The organism is Amycolatopsis sp. NPDC004079 (assembly GCF_040610415.1).
GTDB classification, from domain to species: Bacteria; Actinomycetota; Actinomycetes; order Mycobacteriales; family Pseudonocardiaceae; genus Amycolatopsis; species Amycolatopsis halotolerans.
The window spans coordinates 1-16304 of the sequence record NZ_JBEXMH010000041.1; the positions used below are offsets into that span (position 1 = coordinate 1).

The 16304-nt window shown below is 69.2% G+C and carries 19 protein-coding genes; 12 read left to right on the forward strand and 7 right to left on the reverse strand.

The features are described from left to right. The first annotated feature begins 365 nt into the window (after window positions 1-365). Entirely contained in the window at window positions 366-575 is a 210-nt protein-coding gene (locus tag ABZX37_RS32550) for a hypothetical protein (RefSeq protein WP_009071860.1), read from the forward strand. Continuing rightward, window positions 575-1108 (forward strand): Clp protease N-terminal domain-containing protein, encoded by a 534-nt coding sequence (locus tag ABZX37_RS32555; RefSeq protein WP_354746073.1) that lies wholly within the window; start codon window positions 575-577, stop codon window positions 1106-1108. Before ABZX37_RS32550 ends, ABZX37_RS32555 begins: the two co-directional genes overlap by 1 nt. Here the strand turns inward: ABZX37_RS32555 and ABZX37_RS32560 are convergent. Beyond that, complete coding sequence (locus ABZX37_RS32560) at window positions 1105-1746, reverse strand: hypothetical protein (protein ID WP_354746075.1); 642 nt, start codon at window positions 1744-1746, stop codon at window positions 1105-1107. The genes ABZX37_RS32555 and ABZX37_RS32560 overlap by 4 nt on opposite strands. Before the next feature lie 61 nt (window positions 1747-1807). Here ABZX37_RS32560 and ABZX37_RS32565 point away from each other — a divergent pair, with 61 nt between their 5' ends. Further along, a complete protein-coding gene (locus ABZX37_RS32565) occupies window positions 1808-3247 on the forward strand; it encodes a PLP-dependent aminotransferase family protein (protein ID WP_354746077.1) in 1440 nt (479 codons plus the stop codon). Between the two features lie 189 nt (window positions 3248-3436). Here ABZX37_RS32565 and ABZX37_RS32570 read toward each other — a convergent pair whose 3' ends face one another. The 3 genes from ABZX37_RS32570 to ABZX37_RS32580 form a co-directional block, all read right to left on the reverse strand. Next, window positions 3437-3595, reverse strand: coding sequence for a hypothetical protein (locus ABZX37_RS32570; RefSeq protein WP_354746078.1), 159 nt, complete (start codon window positions 3593-3595; stop codon window positions 3437-3439). 126 nt (window positions 3596-3721) lie between these two features. Further along, entirely contained in the window at window positions 3722-5074 is a 1353-nt protein-coding gene (locus tag ABZX37_RS32575; protein ID WP_354746226.1) for a hypothetical protein, read from the reverse strand. A 365-nt stretch (window positions 5075-5439) separates the two neighbouring features. After that, window positions 5440-6606: a pyridoxal phosphate-dependent aminotransferase gene (locus ABZX37_RS32580; RefSeq protein WP_354746079.1), complete on the reverse strand. Its 1167-nt coding sequence runs from the start codon at window positions 6604-6606 to the stop codon at window positions 5440-5442. 29 nt (window positions 6607-6635) lie between these two features. Here ABZX37_RS32580 and ABZX37_RS32585 point away from each other — a divergent pair, with 29 nt between their 5' ends. Next, window positions 6636-7934: a DUF445 domain-containing protein gene (locus ABZX37_RS32585; RefSeq protein ID WP_354746081.1), complete on the forward strand. Its 1299-nt coding sequence runs from the start codon at window positions 6636-6638 to the stop codon at window positions 7932-7934. 973 nt (window positions 7935-8907) lie between these two features. On the opposite strand, the gene ABZX37_RS32590 is transcribed toward ABZX37_RS32585, so the two are convergent. After that, window positions 8908-9375, reverse strand: a complete 468-nt coding sequence (locus ABZX37_RS32590; RefSeq protein WP_354746083.1) for a CGNR zinc finger domain-containing protein — start codon at window positions 9373-9375, stop codon at window positions 8908-8910. A 94-nt stretch (window positions 9376-9469) separates the two neighbouring features. Here ABZX37_RS32590 and ABZX37_RS32595 point away from each other — a divergent pair, with 94 nt between their 5' ends. The 3 genes from ABZX37_RS32595 to ABZX37_RS32605 are packed head-to-tail and all read left to right on the forward strand — an operon-like array spanning window position 9470 to window position 10918. Beyond that, a complete protein-coding gene (locus tag ABZX37_RS32595; protein WP_354746085.1) occupies window positions 9470-9838 on the forward strand; it encodes a VOC family protein in 369 nt (122 codons plus the stop codon). Window positions 9839-9882: 44 nt separating this feature from the next. Beyond that, window positions 9883-10248, forward strand: a complete 366-nt coding sequence (locus ABZX37_RS32600) for a zf-TFIIB domain-containing protein (protein ID WP_354746087.1) — start codon at window positions 9883-9885, stop codon at window positions 10246-10248. 1 nt (window position 10249) lies between these two features. After that, entirely contained in the window at window positions 10250-10918 is a 669-nt protein-coding gene (locus ABZX37_RS32605) for an AAA family ATPase (protein WP_354746089.1), read from the forward strand. Here the strand turns inward: ABZX37_RS32605 and ABZX37_RS32610 are convergent. Continuing rightward, on the reverse strand, window positions 10885-11265 hold the full coding sequence (locus ABZX37_RS32610) for a helix-turn-helix domain-containing protein (RefSeq protein ID WP_354746091.1): 381 nt from the start codon (window positions 11263-11265) through the stop codon (window positions 10885-10887). The genes ABZX37_RS32605 and ABZX37_RS32610 overlap by 34 nt on opposite strands. 122 nt (window positions 11266-11387) lie before the next feature. Here ABZX37_RS32610 and ABZX37_RS32615 point away from each other — a divergent pair, with 122 nt between their 5' ends. Continuing rightward, window positions 11388-12221, forward strand: a complete 834-nt coding sequence (locus ABZX37_RS32615; protein WP_354746093.1) for an enoyl-CoA hydratase/isomerase family protein — start codon at window positions 11388-11390, stop codon at window positions 12219-12221. A 93-nt stretch (window positions 12222-12314) separates the two neighbouring features. Here the strand turns inward: ABZX37_RS32615 and tgmC are convergent, their stop codons facing one another. Beyond that, on the reverse strand, window positions 12315-13487 hold the full coding sequence (gene tgmC, locus ABZX37_RS32620; protein WP_354746095.1) for an ATP-grasp peptide maturase system methyltransferase: 1173 nt from the start codon (window positions 13485-13487) through the stop codon (window positions 12315-12317). Window positions 13488-13627: 140 nt separating this feature from the next. On the opposite strand from tgmC, the gene ABZX37_RS32625 reads away from it, so the two are divergent. The 4 genes from ABZX37_RS32625 (at window position 13628) to ABZX37_RS32640 (ending at window position 16301) form a co-directional block, all read left to right on the forward strand. Then, a complete protein-coding gene (locus tag ABZX37_RS32625) occupies window positions 13628-14026 on the forward strand; it encodes a helix-turn-helix transcriptional regulator (RefSeq protein ID WP_043836265.1) in 399 nt (132 codons plus the stop codon). Then, window positions 14023-14712, forward strand: a complete 690-nt coding sequence (locus tag ABZX37_RS32630) for a hypothetical protein (protein WP_354746097.1) — start codon at window positions 14023-14025, stop codon at window positions 14710-14712. Before ABZX37_RS32625 ends, ABZX37_RS32630 begins: the two co-directional genes overlap by 4 nt. Before the next feature lie 718 nt (window positions 14713-15430). Beyond that, a complete protein-coding gene (locus ABZX37_RS32635) occupies window positions 15431-15724 on the forward strand; it encodes a DUF2516 family protein (protein ID WP_067595455.1) in 294 nt (97 codons plus the stop codon). Between the two features lie 31 nt (window positions 15725-15755). Beyond that, the gene (locus ABZX37_RS32640) at window positions 15756-16301 is read left to right on the forward strand and encodes a YbaK/EbsC family protein (RefSeq protein WP_354746099.1); all 546 of its coding nucleotides are present in this window, start codon (window positions 15756-15758) and stop codon (window positions 16299-16301) included. Window positions 16302-16304: the final 3 nt, after the last annotated feature.

The following is a 16304-nucleotide window of genomic DNA, read 5'->3' on the forward strand; positions in this document are numbered from 1 at the left end:
ATTGTGCTGACGGTTCGGGGGTGCTTGTCAAGGCGGGAAAGATGCCTTGACAAGCACCCCCGAACCGCAGGGAGGCTTCGTATCGGGGTGCGGGGAGGGGCTGGGTGCCTCGGCAGTTGGGTGCGTCGGCTGCGGTTCGTGGTGGGCTTGGGCTAGCGCCCCAATGTGGCGTTGGGTGCGTGGGACGCACCGAACGCCGCATTGGGTGCGTGGGACGCACCCAATGTGGCATTGGGGCGCATCGCGGCGGGCGGTGGTCGTGAGGGGAACCCTGAGGGAATCAGGGGCTGTGAGGGTGGCCCTCACGAACCTTGCGGTGTCAACGGAGGTTGACAGAGCCCTGAGTGTCAACCTAGATTGACATCATGACGGAAGCGACGGATCTGGCCGCTCGCGCCGGTGACCGGGATCCCCGGGTGGGGCTTCGGGCGGTGGCGGCGCTGAGGCGGTTGCTGGAGCAGTTGGAGGCCGTGCAGGTGCGCAGTGCGCGCATGCACGGCTGGTCTTGGCAGGACATCGCGGCCGAGTTGGGGGTCAGCCGGCAGGCCGTGCACAAGAAGTACGGGAGGCATTGATGTTCGAGAAGTTCACCCATGACGCCCGGAGAGCGGTGGTCGAGGCGCAGGCGGCGGCGCACGAAGCGGGGGCGCGCGAGATTTCCGCGCAGGCCGTTTTCGCTGGGTTGGCGCGGGTTGAGGACGGCGAGGCGGTGCGGCTGCTGCGGGTTCTCGGGGTTTCTCGGGACGACGTCTTCGCTGAGCTTGCCCGGGTGCGTCGGCGTGGGGGGATCAGTGACGCCGATGCCGAGGCGCTTACCGAGTTCGGCATCGACGTCGATCAGATTGTGGACCGGATCGAGCAGACGCACGGGCCGGGTGCGCTCGCTGAGGCTGGGCGGCGCAGCCGGCGCAATCACTTGCCGTTCACCTCGGAGGCCAAGAACGCGCTGCAGATGAGCGTGCGGGAGGCGCACGACCTCGGCGACAAGCATCTCGGGCAGGAGCATCTGCTGCTCGCGCTCGTCAAACAGCGCGGTCCGGTCGCCGATTTCCTCGCGGCGCGCGGCGTGGATTATCCGGCGGTCCGCCACGCCGTCGGCAAACGCTAATGCTGTTCTTGCTCGTCCGGCCCGGTGCGCCAAGTGACCAGGGGGAGCAAAGCCTGGGTCAGCGGGCCGATGCTGAGGGCGTACAGGACCGTTCCGACGCCGACCGAGCCGCCGAGCAGCCAGCCCGCGGCCAAGACGAGTACTTCGATGCCGGTCCGGACCAGGCGCACTGACCAGCCGGTTCGGGCGTGCAGGCCGGTCATCAGGCCGTCTCGTGGGCCGGGGCCCAGGCGGGTTCCGACGTACACCGCGGTCGCGACGGCGTTCAGGACCACGCCGCCGATCAGCATCAGGATTTGCCAGACGAGCACGTGCTGGTCCGGCAGCACGGCGCGCACCGCGTCGACGGCCACCGCGATCACCGCGATGTTCGCGACGGTGCCGATGCCGGGGCGCTGCCGTAGCGGGATCCACAGCAGCAGCACGAAGACCGCCACGACGGCGCTGATCGTGCCGAACGTCAGGCCGGTGAGCTTGGTCAGGCCGTCGTTCAGCACGTCCCACGGGTCGAGGCCGAGGCGGGCTCGGGTGAGCATGGCCATGCTCGCGCCGTAGAGGGCGAGTCCGGCGAACAACTGGGCGCCCCGGCGCGCGGGGGATCGGCGGATGCTGAGCGGACTGAGGTCGATAGCTGCCACTTCTCCACTATTGGCGACAACTGGCCTGATATGCCATGGCCAATGCGCAATAATTGGCCTTATGGAACCGCTCGGTGGACGCATCTCGGGACGTCGATTGGCCACATTGCTGGGGGAATGGCGGCAGCGTGGCTCCCGGCAAGGTGCGTCCGACCTCGCGGCGGCGGTCGAGTTGCACGTGCTCGACGGGCAGTTGCCGATCGGCACCCGGCTGCCCGCCGAGCGCGAACTCGCCGACGCGCTCGGCGTCAGCCGCACGCTCATCGGGGCGGCGCTCGACCGGCTCCGCGCGGACGGCCTCGTCGCCAGCCGTCGCGGAGCCGGGTCGTGGGTGGCCGGGGTCGGAAACCGCGACGAGGCCGAGGCGGTCCGCGACGACCTCCTCGACCTCGCGCGGGCCGCCCCGCCCGCGGTGCCGGGGCTGATGGCCGCGTTCGACACCGCGCGGCGGGACCTGGTCGAGTACGCCAGCGGCAACGGTTACCTCACGGGCGGCCTTCCGCGACTGCGCGAGCGGATCGCCGAGCGCTACACCGCGCGTGGCCTGCCGACCTCGCCGGACCAGGTGCTGGTGACGTCCGGCGCGTACTCCGCGTTCGTGCTGTGCCTGCGGATGCTGACCGGGCCGGGCGATCGCGTCCTGCTTGAACAACCGACGTATCCCAACGCGATCGACGCCGTCCGCGCGACGCACGCGTTGCCGGTGCCGGTCGCGCTCGATCCGGTGCACGGCTGGGATTTGCCCGGGATTGAAGCCGCGCTGCGCCAGGCCGCGCCCCGGTTCGGCTACCTCGTGGTGGACTTCCAGAACCCGACCGGACTGCGCCTCGACGCGGCTGGCCGCGAACGGCTCGGCGGGCTGCTCGCCCGGACGCGGACGCCGGTCGTGGTCGACGAATCGTTGGTAGAGCTGGATTACGAGGGCGATCCGGTGGACGGTCCGCCGCCGCTGGCCGCGTTCGGCGGGGATCTGGTGCTGAGCGTCGGATCCGCGGCGAAATCGCAGTGGGGCGGGTTGCGGCTGGGCTGGATCCGGGCGTCGACGGATCTGCTGGACCGGCTGCAGTCCTCGCGGTTCGCGGTCGATCTCGGGGCGCCGGTGTTCGATCAGCTCGTGCTGGCGGCGCTGCTGGAACCGGAGGGCTACGAGGTGCTTGCCCGGCGTCGTACGGAATTCCGGGAGCAGCGGGACATCACGGTCGCGGCACTGCGCACGTACTGTCCAGAGTGGACATTCCAGGTGCCGTCCGGCGGACTGTCGGTGTGGTGCCGGTTGCCGGAGCCGATGAGCACGCGGCTGGCGGTGTCGGCGGCGACTCGCGGCGTGCAACTCGCGCCGGGATCGAGGTTCGGGGTGCACGGCGGATTGGAACGCTGGCTGCGGCTGCCGTTCGGGCTGCCTCGCGAGCAATTGCCGGAGGCGGTGCGGCGGGTCAGCGCGGCGGCGGCTTCGGTACGCGGCTGCGCGGATGTGCACGCGGAGCGGATTCCGGTGACGTAGCGGGCTCGTGAGTGGCGTTGCCGGTTCTCACCGGCGGGAACACTCACGACCCCGGAAAGTGAACAGCCGGTGCACCGGATGGGATCCAGCCACTCCAGGGAGGGTGGCGGTCTCCTGTCCGGCGCACCGGCCGATCGTCCGAGGCGCTTCCCGGCACAGCCCCTCGAAGTGCCGGGAAGCGCCCTCGGTTCAGGCGAGCTTCGGTTGGCGCAGGCTTTCGCTCGGCGCGGTGAGCGAAAACCTCCGGAGCACGCCCGTGGTGGGTCCCGGCGCCGCGGGGGCAGCGCGACGCCGGGACCAGGACCCGATCCGGCCGGGCGCGGTCGGCCGGTCGGGAAGTGCGGTCATGGTTCAGCCCCTGGTTCGAAGTGGCATTGGTGTGAAGGGGTGAGCCCGGCGCAGCGAACGGGCGCGCGCGATCAAGAAGTTGATCTTGACGTGGACGTAGCTCTCCCCGGGAAACCGGTCGGGCGGTCAGTCCGGGGAGGTGGTCGGCAGGGCGGCATCCCTGCCCGCGCCGTCGACCTCGTGGTCGCGGCTGACGCCGATGAGCTTGAGCTGAGTGACGGTGTCGCCGTCGCCGGCCAGCGCGAACAGCTGGCGCAGGCCGCCGGAACCGTCGTGTCCCGCTGAGACAGTCGACGCGGGCGCGGCAGGCGCGGCCGGTGCCGAGGGGAGGCCTTCGCCGCCACCGCTGCTGCCGCCGCCTGCCCGGCTGCGCTCCTTGACCGGCGGCGCGGGCTGGGTTTCCTGCTTCGCGGCGGGTTGTCCGGTGAGGACGCGGGCGGGCGCGGTGTGCACGACGGCGGGGGCCTGCTTGCTGACCTTCTCGGCGACCGGCGCGTCAGGCTCTTTCGCCAGCTTCGTCGCGGGGACGGAGGCGCTGACCGAGCCGCTGGCCACCGGTGTGGGTTCGACTGTGTGGACCGGCGGTTCGACGACTCGGACCGGCGCGGTGTCGATCACGGTGTCGACCGAGGTGACGGTGGTGTGCAGGGTCGTGTCGACGGTGTCGTCAACGGTTCCGAGGACGCTGTCGAGAAGCCCCGGCTGGTCGTGTTCGGGGCTGCCGAGGAGGCCGTCCAGGAGACCACGGCCGGAGTCGCGATCGGAGCCGCCGAGCAGGCCGTCGAGGAGTCCTTGCCGCGGTTCGTGGCTGGCGGTGCTGAGGATGCCGGGCTCGGGTTCGCCGCTGATGCTGCTGAGCAGGCCGGGCCGGGTGGCGGCTTCCGGTGCGGGGTCACTGGCAGGCGCGTGGTGCTTGGGCTGGACCGGGCTCTTCGGCTTGGCGGGCTTGGTGACCTTCGCCGCGGGGGCGGGCCGGGAAGCGTGGAGACCCGGATTCTGCGTGCCCGGGTCGCTTCCGGCCACTGTGGTCGGCCGGAAGCTCACGTCGGGCTCGAAGTCCTTGGCGGAGACGTGGAACCGGTGCAGGTTGGCGCGCTTCGCGCCGGTCGCCGCGCCCGGCATGGCCCAGGTGAGCGTGCCGGACGTGGCCGTTCCGGCGTACCGGTGCTCGGGTTCGGTGTCGTGTGTGGAAGAGATCGGATGGTCGACGTGGTCGTCCGTCGCCGCGTTCGCCTGCGACAACGCCGCTCCGAGCAGCCATCCGGCCAGCGTGAGTCCGCCGGCGACGGCGATTCGGGCGGCAGGCCGGGCGATCGGCGCCGCCCAGGCGCGTGGCCGTCGTCGCGCGCCCGCGCGCGCGAAAGAGGAATTCCGCTCAGCGCGGTCGACCATGCCCAGCAACACCGAACCCGTGTTCCCGAGCGGACTGGCGCTCGCGCCGGAGGGCGCGGGATGTGCGAGGCCGCGCGGGGTCGCCATGCCGGTCACGCCACCACCACCGTCCGCGCCTGAAGCTCATGCGGCCCACCGCACGAGGCTGATCTTGCTGGGGCTCTCTTCCGGCCAGGTCGCAGGTCCCCCGGGGCTGCCCTCTTTCTAGCACCGGACGCGAGTGTTTCATCTCTCCCGCGCTCGATCCACCCCGTACGGCGGAACGTCCCCACCGGCTCTGGTGTCCGATCCGCCCTAGTCGATCACCCAGCGTCGCTTCAACCGGGGCGAATGCGGCCATCCGGGCGGCCGTCCGACGGCGCGAATTCGGGCGTTGACCCGATGTTTCGGCCACCGCGACACTCTCGGTATCGCCGTTCCCGCAGGGAGAAACCGAGGCCGGGCCGCAGTCGTCAGACGAGTTTCCGCAGGCGTTCGACCGCTTCGTCGATCACCTCGTTGCGCTTGCAGAACGCGAACCTCAGCAAATGTTTCCACTCGTCCGGGTGATCCGTGAACACCTTGACGGGTACTGCCGCGACTCCGGCGCGTTCCGGCAGCGTCCAAGCGAGTTCGGCGGCGTCTTCGAAGCCGAGCGGACGCACGTCAGCGGTCACGAAATAGGTCCCGGCGCTCGGCCGTACGGCGAATCCCGCATCGGCAAGACCGGCAGACAGCCGATCGCGCTTCTCCTGAAGGCTCACGCGCAGGTTTTCGATCCACTCAAGTTCGTTGTCGAGCGCATACGCGACGGCCGGCTGCAGCGGTCCGCCTGAGACGAAGGTGATGAACTGCTTCGCCGCCTTCACCGCGGCGACGAGCTCCGGCGTCGAGCAGATCCAGCCGATCTTCCAGCCGGTGCAGTTGAAGGTCTTGCCCGCGCTCGAGATCGCGACGGTCCGTTCGCGCATGCCGGGGAACGACGCGAGCGGAAGGTGCTCGGCACCGTCGAAGACGAGGTGTTCGTAGACCTCGTCGGTGACCGCGATGAGGTCGTGCTCGACGCACAGCCGCGCGACCTCCTCCAGTTGCGCGCGCGAAAACACCGTGCCGGTGGGGTTGTGCGGCGAATTCAGCAGCACCGCGCGGGTGTTCGGCGTGATCGCGTCGCGGAGGGCGTCGAGGTCGAGTTCGAGCTGTCCGTTCTCGGTTTCGACCAGTCCGATCACGCGCCGCTGCGCGCCCGCCATCGCGACCGCGGCGGCGTACGAGTCGTAGTACGGCTCGACCACGATCACCTCGTCGCCGGACTCGGTCAGCGCGATCAGCGTCGCCGCGATGGCCTCGGTCGCACCCGCGGTGACCAGGATCTCGGTGTCCGGGTCGTAGCTGGCGCCGTAGCGCTGGCGGTGCCTGCTGATCGCGGCGCGCAGCTCCGGGCGGCCCGGTCCCGGCGGGTACTGGTTGTCGCCGCCGAACAGCGAGTTCTTCGCCGTTTCGAGCATTCCGGCGGGCCCGTCGGTGTCCGGGAAGCCCTGGCCGAGGTTGACCGCGTCGTGCCGGACGGCGAGCGCGGTCATCTCCGCGAAGACCGTCGAGGCGAACGGGCGGAGGCGGGGGACGAGAGCTGGTTCACGCACGAGAACGCATCCTCACGGACAATGGCGGTGTGGAGCAACTCACCCCTGCCAAGGTCACGCCCGCGGACCCGCCCGGCGGCACCGCCGGCGAAGAGGCGAAACGGCGCGGCCTGCGCAAGATGAAGCTGGTCGCGCTGTCCTTCCTGCTCGGCGCGACGATCGTGTTCCTGCTGACGAGCTGGGCGCAGTCGGCGGGCTGGGGAGGCTGGGTCGGCTACGTGCGCGCCGCGGCCGAGGCGGGCATGGTCGGCGCGCTCGCGGACTGGTTCGCGGTGACCGCGCTGTTCCGGCATCCGCTCGGGCTGCGGATCCCGCACACCGCGATCATCCCGAACAAGAAGGACGCGCTCGGCAACAGCCTCGGCGAGTTCGTCGGCTCGAACTTCCTGTCCCCGGATGTCATCCGCGACAAGCTCCGCCGCGTCGAGGTCGCCAGCAGGCTCGGTGCCTGGCTCTCGCAGCGCGACAACGCGGAACGCGTGACGTCGGAACTGGCGACGGTCGTGCGCGGTGCCGTGACGGTGCTCCGTGACGAGGACGTGCAGGCGATCATGGAGCAGGCCGTGGTCAAGCGCGTGATCGACAAGCCGTGGGGCCCGCCGCTCGGCAAAATCCTGGCGGGCGTCTTCGAGGACGGTGCGCACCACAAGCTCGTGGACCTGATGTGCGACCGGGCGTACGAATGGGTCCGGGACAACCACCAGACGATGCTGCGCGTGGTCTCGGACCGCGCGCCGAGCTGGTCGCCGAAGTTCGTGGACGAAATGCTGGCGGACAAGGTGTACGGCGAGGTACTGACCTTCGCCTGGGCTGTGAAAACGGACGTCAACCACCCGATGCGCCTCGCGCTGGACAAGTTCCTCGGCGAGTTCGCGCAGGACCTGCAGACCGACCCGAAGACCATGGAGCGGGCCGAGCAGGTCAAGGGCCAGATCGTGAACCACGGCGAAGTGCAGAAACTGATCGGCAACGCGTGGGCGACGGCCAAGGAAATGCTGCTGAACGCCGCGGAGGACCCGTCGAGCGAACTGCGCCAGCGGGTGCGCGGCGGCCTGGAATCGCTGGGCAAGCGCCTGGTGGACGACCCGTCGATGACCTCGAAGGTCGACGGCTGGGTCGAAAGCGCGGCGGTTTACCTGGTGACCCACTATTCGCGCGAGATCACGACGATCATCACGGACACGGTGGAGCGGTGGGACGCCGAGGAGACTTCCCGGAAGATCGAACTGCAGGTCGGGAGGGATCTGCAGTTCATCCGGATCAACGGGACTGTGGTGGGGGCGCTGGCTGGGCTGGTGATTTACGCGGTGGCGCAGTTGCTGTTCTGACGGCCGGGGTTCTGCTGCGGTTTTGCTGCGCGGGGCAGGGCTGGGGCTGGTTAGGCGGTCGTGGCGGAGGCCGTGCGGTGCGGCTGGCTGGGGGCCGGTCGGGCGGCGGTGCGGCGAGGGTTGGGGGGTTGCGGCGAGAGCTGTGTCGCGGGGCGGACTGGGGCTGGGGGATTGCGACGAGAGCTGTGTCGTGAGGCGGACTGGGGCTAGGCGGTTGCGGCGAGAGCCATGTCGCGAAGCTGGCCGAGAGTTGGGCAGCGGCCGTGGTGAAGCCCGTGCGGTGGGTCTGGCTGGTGGCCGTCGTGAAACTGGTGGCCGTCTTGAAAGTTGTGCGGTGAGGTTCGCTGAGGGCCGTCGTGATGGCTGTGCGGCGGGCTAGTTGAGGGCTAGCTGGCGATTGCGGTGAGGGCCGTGCGTGGGGCTGGCTGCCGGTTGTGGCGAGGGCAGCGCGGCGGGGTCTGGCTGTTGGCTGAGGTGGATTTCGTTGTGGTTGAGCGGAATTCGTCGGCGGGGAAGCTCCGGTTCGATCGCTCGCGACCTCAGCGGATCTTGGTTCTAGCGCACGTGCCTCGGGAGCGGAGACTGTCCCGCAGCCGCAGCCGCAGCCGCAGCCGCAGCCGCAGCCGCAGCCGCAGCCCGCGACCGCAGCCCGCGACCGCAGCCCGCGACCGGCCACACGCCGCAGCCGCCCGAGTCTGGGGCTGCCTTCAGCGGTCTGGTGCCGCTGCGTCGGCCACGTTTCCCCGGTCTTTCCCCTGCCCCGGCCGGATGCGGCGGGTGGTCGGTCGTATGCGCGCCGTCCTATACCACAGCCGGGAGGGGCTCAAACCAGTTGTCCACAGGAAGCTGAGTTATCCCCGGGGTTATCCACAGGAATTCACGGTGATGGCCTAATCGCTGTCCACAACTTGTGGGGATCCGGGGCATCTGCACGTGCATATGTGGTGAGTGTGGACAAGTTGTCCACAGGGTCTCAGTTGTGCACAGCCGCCGTGCGGGCGCGCCAGGAGCGGGCTTTTTCGCGGTTTCCGCAGACGCGCATCGAGCACCAGGTGCGGGAGCGGTTGCGGGATTCGTCGAAGAAGGCCCACAGGCAGTCGTCGGCGGGGCAGATCTTCAGCCGGACCCAGTCGCCTCGGATGGCCATTCGGGTGGCCGCGGCGAGGGTCGCGGTGACGGCGTCCGGGGCGAGCAGCGTCGGGCCGGTGTCGGTGAGCGCGAAGCGGAGCGGGACGTTCAGCGCGGTCGCGGGCAGTCGCGGATCGCCGACCGCGGCGCGCAGGCTGTTCCGCACCGCGCGGGCTTCGGCGGGATCGTTCGGTGTCACGTCGTGGTCCGCGGCCCACTGCCGCCAGAGCCCCGGATCGTCCAGCAGGTCGTCGCCCCGTTCGATGTCGACGGTGTTGAGAAAGGCGACCACCAGGGAAGCGTCGGTGTGCACCTGCCCAGTGTACGGGCAATATCGGTTGCGACCTGGTGGCATAACCGACATACTCGTTTTACTGGTTACGCGACGAGGAGAGGATGGACGAAACATGGGTGCGATTCCGACGTTCGGCGGCGTTGCGTTCGACTGTCCGGACCCGGCGGCGCTCGCCGGCTTCTACCGCTCCGTGCTCGAGTGGGCCGAACCTGAGATCGCCGAGGACGGCCACTGGGCCACGCTCGTCGACCCGCGCGGCGGCGTCCGGCTGGAATTTCAGCGGGTAGCTGATTACCGCGCCCCCGAATGGCCGTCGCAGGACACGCCGCAGCAGGCGCATCTCGACCTGGACGTCACGGATCTCGAGGCCGCTCACCAGCGCATTCTCGGGCTGGGCGCGAAGCTGCTCGACGATTCCCCGGAGACTTTCCGCGTGTACGCCGATCCGGTCGGCCACCCGTTCTGCCTCTGCGCCTGCTGACCGCCTGCTGACACGGCGCGGCGAATCCGCGTAGGGTCGGATGAGTGATTTGTCCGAAGTGTCAGAACATGATGCGCACGGTCGACAAGAACGGCGTCCACATCGAGCAGTGCGACGGCTGCCGCGGGATCTTTCTCGACCGCGGCGAGTTGGAGCAGATCGCCGGTGCGGAGAGCGCGTTCTACCGGCAGCAGCCGCCGCAGTACGCCCGTGCCGATTCGCCTCGCCCTTATCAAGGCGGGTACTCGGATTCGCCCCGTCCGCATCGGGGCGGGCACTCGGATTCACCGCGCCCGTACCGGGGCGGGCACGCGGACTCGCCGCGGCCGTACCGCGGTGGCTACGGGGATTCGCCGCGGCCGTATGACCGGCGCCGCAAGCGCAGCTTCCTCGAGAACCTCTTCGACTGAGTTGTCCACCGATCCGGTAGCGCTCGACCTGCGGATCTGTCCGTCCTGCGGCGACCGGGCGAGTTGTCCACAGGCTGACGGCGACCTCTTGCAGTGCGCGGAGTGCGGGCAGCGGTGGCCGTTCCGGCGGCTGCCGTTGTTCGCGTTGACCGGTCCGAGCGCGGGCGGCAAATCGACGGTCGGGCCGAAGCTGGCGCAGCGGTTGGCGGGCGAGGCCGTCGTGCTGGAGCAGGACGTGCTGTGGACCGGCGCGTTGCGCGACGACGAACCGGGGAATCCCGCGTTCCGCGGCGCCTGGCTGCGGATGGCGGCGATGCTGCACCAGAACGGACGGCCGGTCGTGCTGTGCGGGACGGTCGCGCCGCAGGAGCTGGAACCGTTGCCCGAGCGGGTTTTCTTCTCGGACGTGCACTATCTGGCACTGGTCGCGGACAACGAGACCCTTCGGCGGCGGTTGCGCGCCCGGCCCGCGTGGCGGGAGTGGGACGAGCCGCGCATCGAGGAGATGCTCGAGTTCAACCTGTGGATACGCGGGCAGGTCGAATCCATCGACACGACCGACGCCCGGCTCGACGACGTCGTTACCGCGGTGGAGAAATGGGTTCGGGCCAGAATTGGGCCGGACCTAGCGACCCTTCACGATTCTTCCGCGCGGAGCCGTTCGTCGTAACTCTGCTGGGATTCTTGGATCTCACCGGTGTGCGCGACAGTCCAGTCGTACAGCCTGCCGAACGGCTCGCGGAGGGATTCGCCAAGCGGGGTAAGGGAATACTCGACTCCGACCGGGGATGTCGGCAGTACGCGCCGGACGATCATGCCGTTGCGTTCCAGGCGGCGCAGGGTCTGGGTCAGCACCCGCTGCGTCACGCCTTCCAACCGGCGTTTGATGTCGTTGAACCGGCGCGGCTCCTCCAGGACGGCCATCGCCATCATCGACCATTTGTCAGCGATCTGGTCGAGGATCGGGCGGCTGGGACAGTCGGCCCGGTAGACGGTTCCGGTGTCAGGAGCGGCCATCTCGGTATCCTCCATGATCCTTGCGATGCCCAAAGTGCGTTATTGACGCTGGTCGACCGGGGTCCGAGTCTAGGTATACATCAGGAACCTAGCTGCCTGCCGAATACGTATCGGAGACCCGCATGCACCACGACGCCTACGCGACCCTGCGAGTGAGTCGCGAGGCCGGCCTCGTCCGCGTCACCCTCGACAACCCGCCCGTCAACGTCCTCGACGTCGCTCTCATGGCGGACCTCCGGCGGCTGCTGACGACGCTGCGGGACGACGAATCGGCTCGGGTGATCGTTTTCGACAGTGCTGACCCGGACTTCTTCATCGCCCACGTCGACATGTCGCTGGTCGACGCGCCGGACGCGTTCGACCAGTTCGCCCCCGACGTGCCGCCGGGGCTCAACGTTTTCCAGGCCTTGGGCGAGTTGCTGCGGCACCAGCCGCAGGTGACGATCGTCAAGCTGGCCGGTCTGGCGCGCGGCGGCGGGGCGGAGTTCGTCGCCGCCGCGGACATGGTTTTCGCGGCGATCGACACTGCGGGGATCGGCCAGATCGAAGCGTTGATGGGGATCGTTCCGGGCGGCGGGGGAACGCAGTACCTGGCGAACCGGATCGGTCGCAACCGCGCGTTGGAAGCGGTGCTGGGGGCCGGGTTGTACGACGCGCGGACGGCCGAACGCTACGGCTGGGTCAATCGGGCGGTGCCTGACGATGAACTGGACGAATTCGTCGATCGGTTGGCGCGCAACATCGCCGCGTTGCCGGAAGGCGTGGTCGCGGCGGCGAAACAGGCTCTGGTCCCGGATGATTTGGCCAACGGATTTCAGCGGGAACACGATGCTTGGGCGGGGCAGTTCACTCGTCCCGCAGCGGAAGCGCTGATTCGCGGAGGATTGGCGCGGGGTGCGCAGACGCGGGTCGGCGAGCGTGATTTGGAAGGACTGCTTCGCGGGCTGGCGGGTTGATCGAAGCACCCGCACGGCTGCGCGGCCTCGAACAGCGGCTGCGCCACTCAAGATCGGCCTCAGTTCGATGGCATTTCTTCCCGCCAGTGACCGCTACCGGTTGGCGGATCCGCCATCGGATTTGAGACCCTGCAACGGCCATCGGTTTTCGGACTGTGGATCGTCCAGCCAGAAGGTTTGTTCCTCGCTGTTCACCGTGAGCCCGAAGCGGGATCGGCTGGGGCGGCCCAGCGATTCCCAGCGGCGGTGCGCGTCCTCGGCGAGATCCCACAAGGCGCGCGGACCTCCTTGCGCTGCCTCGAAACCGGAGTCGGTGCGGCGGGTTCGGGCCCAGGAACCGTCCGCATGGGACAGTGCGAAGGCTCCGTTCGGCTCGACGTGCACCGGGCGTACGTCGGGCAGCTCCAGTGAGGCGAAGAATTCGAAATGCCGTTGTGGCTTAAGGACATCTGACATCGACACCTCAGTCGGCCGCCATTGTGTGGCGGCGGCGTCCGGCAGGTCCGCGAGCGGTGGCAGGCGATGCGCGCGCAGGGGCATGAACCGGCCGTCGCGGGCGAGGACTTGGCCTTCGGCGGTCGCGCCTTCGCCTACGGTGAGGCGGACGAGCCCGCCGCCGAGCGGGCGGTTCAGGGTGGTGACGATGTGCCCGCCGGGGAGTGTTTGCTCAAGCCAGGCAAGGGGAATCCGCGATACCGACGCGGTGCAGAGGACTCGGTCGAAGAGAACCCCGGCCGGGAAGCCGAGCGCGCCGTCGCCGGTGGCGCACGCGGGTTCGTAGCCGCAGGAGGCAAGGCGTTCCTGCGCGGCGGCGGCGATGGTCGCGTCGATATCCACTGTGGACACTTGGCCGGAACCGCAGCGGTGGCACAGCAAACCCGCGTTGTAGCCCGTTCCGGTGCCGATCTCCAGTACGCGATCGCCGTCGCGGACCAGGAGTTCTTCCAGCATGATCGCCATGATCGCGGGCATGCTGGACGAACTGGTCGGCACGCCGGGGACTGGTCCGTGCGCGCGGGCGCGGTCCCAGCGCGCCGGGTCGTCGTCGAGCTGGGTGACCAGGACTTCGCGCGAATAGACGCGGTCCAGCCAATCCGGATCGCCGCGGTCGACCGCCGCCCAGCCGGTGCCGGCGGGCACGAAAAAGCGCGGCAGGAACGCGTGCCGAGGGACGGTGGCGAAGGCCTCGGCCCAGGCTTCGTCGTGCAGCACGTCCTCTTCGACGAGTTGCCGGACCAGGCGTCGACGCAACCGTTGTGCCCGCATAAGCCCAGGGTAACGGGGTGAGCGGAACCACACCCGATGGTTGCAAGCAGGGTGCTTGCAATAGCTAGCACGCGAGCGTACTGTCGAGTAGGTCGCGAGGAGGTGACCGGATGACAGAACCCGGCGGAGCACAGCGCCCCATGGACAAGGTCGCGGACATCGCCTCCGACATCGGCGAGTACATCCGCCAGCAGCGCAGTTCCGCGAAGATTTCGCTGCGCCAGCTGTCGAAACTCGCCGGAGTGTCCAATCCGTACCTGAGCCAGATCGAGCGCGGGGTCCGCAAACCCAGCGCGGAGATCCTCCAGCAGATCGCCAAGGGGCTGCGGATCTCGGCCGAAGCGTTGTACGTGCAGGCCGGGATTCTCGACCTGCCGACCGGCGGCCCGGTCGGCGACGCGATCCGCGCCGACGCCGAGCTGACCGAACGGCAGAAGCAGGTCCTGCTCGACGTCTACGAGTCCTTCCGGCGCGAAAACGCCGCCGCGAGCACCACCGCACCGAAGACCACCCAAGAGACCACTGAGGAGTCGGCATGACCACGCCCAAGACCGAGGACGTCCGCAAGGCCGTCAACACCGCGCTCGACCAGGTCCGCACCCCGCTGCTCGCCGCGCTCGGCGCCGGCAACCTGGCCAGCCAGGCCGTGACCGACGCGGTTTCCAAGGCCCGCGCCAACGTCACCAAGAACACCGAGGCCGCCCGCAAGGGCTTCGAGGAGCTGCCGACCGACGTCGAGAGCCTCCGCGAGAAGCTCGACCCGGCCGAACTGCGCAAGGCCATCGACGAGTACACCGAGGCCGCGCTGAAGCTGTACAACAAGCTGGCCGAGTCCGGCGAGCAGGCCTGGGACAAGATCGCCGCGCAGCCGCAGGTCAAGAAGGCCCTCGAGCAGCTGGACGACGCTCTGACCGCCGCGCAGGAACGCGTCGACGGCCTGACCGAGGAGACCCGCGAGCGCGTCGACGGCGTGCTGTCGAAGGTCACCAAGCGCACCCGTTCCGCTGGCGAGAAGGCCGCCCGCAAGGTGACCGAGGTGGCCGGCGAGACCGCGGACGCGGTTGAGGAAATCGGCGAGAACGTCGCGCACGAGACCCGGTCGGTGGCCCGCAAGGCCGCGAACCGCACCTCGCCGAAGACCGCGACGCCTGCTCGTCGCACCACCGCCAGCAGCACGGCCACGGCGAACGCCAAGAAGCCGGCCGCGCCGAAGACGGAGAAGTGACGGTCGCACTCGCACCGCACTGCACCGCGCTGACGGCGGTTCGGGCGCTTCGGCGCTGGAATCGTTGGGGTGACTCGGTTTGCGCCGGAGTCGCCGAGGGCGAGAATTGAAGAACGAGGGGTCGCACGGCGGCCGGACCGAGGTTTGGTCCGGTCGCCGTGTGCTGCGTTGGGGGTGTTTCGGCGGAGGCGTCGGGGTATCGGTGCGCGGGGGCCGTGGGGGCGGTGGCCGGTCTTGGGCTGGGCCTAATTCGGCGAGATTCGTTCGGTGCGGCCTGACTGGCGGGGCGTGGCTGGGTTCGGCCTAGGTTTCGCCGAGTTTCGTTGGGTCGGGCCTAGCTTGGGGGAGTCTCGTTGGGTCGGACCTAGGTTGGGCGTGCGTGGTTGGGTCGGGCCTAGCTCGGGGGAGTTTTGCTGGGTCGGGCCTAGCTTGGGCGCGCGTGATTAGGTTCGGCCTAGCTAGGACGAGCCCCATTGGACCCGGCCTAAGTTCGCGGCGAAGCGGGTGGGTTCGACCTAACCCGAGCAACGAGCCGCACTCGAACCGCAGCTCGGCCGGAGCCAAGGCGGCCCGCCGGGAGTGACCGTTGTCACCTCGAGCCCCGTCGCGGCGGTCGACCATGGCTAACCCGCTCGACCCGACCCTGACCAGCAGTCACGTCGTGACGCCGGGTTTCGGGGGAGCGGGCGGCGTGGGCGGTTTGCCGTAAGCTGACGTCGTGCTGGTTGCCGAATGGATCCTCAGGGTCATCCACTGGGGCAGCGCCTTGGTCGGGCTCTTCGCCTTCGTTCACGCGCTGCTGCAGCGGGCCGACGCGTACTCGGCGGCCGATCGCAAGACCAAGCCGATCTGGATGTTGATCACCGGCGGGGCCACGCTCGCGCTGGTGCTGTTCCAGATCCAGGGACCCGGGTTCATCTTCTGGGTGCCCGCGATGGCGGCGGCGCTCGTCTACATCGTCGACGTGCGGCCGAAGCTCATCGAGGTCCAGCGGGGCCACCGCAACTGGTGACCGGGGCACCGGGCGGATTACATTCGGGTCGGTGACCACCTGGACTATCGCCGGAAGCCTCACCGTCGTTCCCGCGCCGACCCGTACTGACCTGCTCGCCGAACCCGTCGCCAAGGCGCTGGCCGCGATGCCCGCGCCGGACGCGCTCGGCGTCACCGAGATCGATCCGGAACTCGCCGATACGGCGGCGTTTTGCGAGGCGTACGGGTCGCCGTTGACAGCCTCCGCGAACTGCGTTGTTGTCGCTGGCAAGCGCGCTGGCGAGGTTCGCTTCGCGGCGGCGCTCGTGCTCGCGACTACCCGCGCCGACGTCAACGGCGTCATCAAGCGTCGGCTCGACGTGCGCAAGGCGTCGTTCGCGCCGATGGACGAGGCCGTTTCCCTCACTGGCATGGAGTACGGCGGCATCACGCCCGTCGGGCTGCCCGCGGACTGGCCGATCCTCGTTGACCAGGCCGTCGCGGACGCGCCGGAATTGGTGATCGGCAGCGGAATCCGCGGCAGCAAGCTCCTGATCTCCGGTTCGGCCCTCGCGGGGCTGCCGAACGCCGAGGTCATCGACGGGCTCGCGCGCTGAACT

What these genes read in the sequence shown, in the direction of transcription:
- ABZX37_RS32550 (WP_009071860.1), top strand. Translation starts at nt 366, where the DNA reads ATGACGGAAGCGACGGATCTGGCCGCTCGCGCCGGTGACCGGGATCCC.
- ABZX37_RS32555 (WP_354746073.1), top strand. Translation starts at nt 575, where the DNA reads ATGTTCGAGAAGTTCACCCATGACGCCCGGAGAGCGGTGGTCGAGGCG.
- ABZX37_RS32565 (WP_354746077.1), top strand. Translation starts at nt 1,808, where the DNA reads ATGGAACCGCTCGGTGGACGCATCTCGGGACGTCGATTGGCCACATTG.
- ABZX37_RS32570 (WP_354746078.1), bottom strand. Translation starts at nt 3,595, where the DNA reads ATGACCGCACTTCCCGACCGGCCGACCGCGCCCGGCCGGATCGGGTCC.
- ABZX37_RS32575 (WP_354746226.1), bottom strand. Translation starts at nt 5,074, where the DNA reads ATGGCGACCCCGCGCGGCCTCGCACATCCCGCGCCCTCCGGCGCGAGC.
- ABZX37_RS32595 (WP_354746085.1), top strand. Translation starts at nt 9,470, where the DNA reads ATGGGTGCGATTCCGACGTTCGGCGGCGTTGCGTTCGACTGTCCGGAC.
- ABZX37_RS32610 (WP_354746091.1), bottom strand. Translation starts at nt 11,265, where the DNA reads ATGGCCGCTCCTGACACCGGAACCGTCTACCGGGCCGACTGTCCCAGC.
- ABZX37_RS32615 (WP_354746093.1), top strand. Translation starts at nt 11,388, where the DNA reads ATGCACCACGACGCCTACGCGACCCTGCGAGTGAGTCGCGAGGCCGGC.
- tgmC (WP_354746095.1), bottom strand. Translation starts at nt 13,487, where the DNA reads ATGCGGGCACAACGGTTGCGTCGACGCCTGGTCCGGCAACTCGTCGAA.
- ABZX37_RS32625 (WP_043836265.1), top strand. Translation starts at nt 13,628, where the DNA reads ATGGACAAGGTCGCGGACATCGCCTCCGACATCGGCGAGTACATCCGC.
- ABZX37_RS32630 (WP_354746097.1), top strand. Translation starts at nt 14,023, where the DNA reads ATGACCACGCCCAAGACCGAGGACGTCCGCAAGGCCGTCAACACCGCG.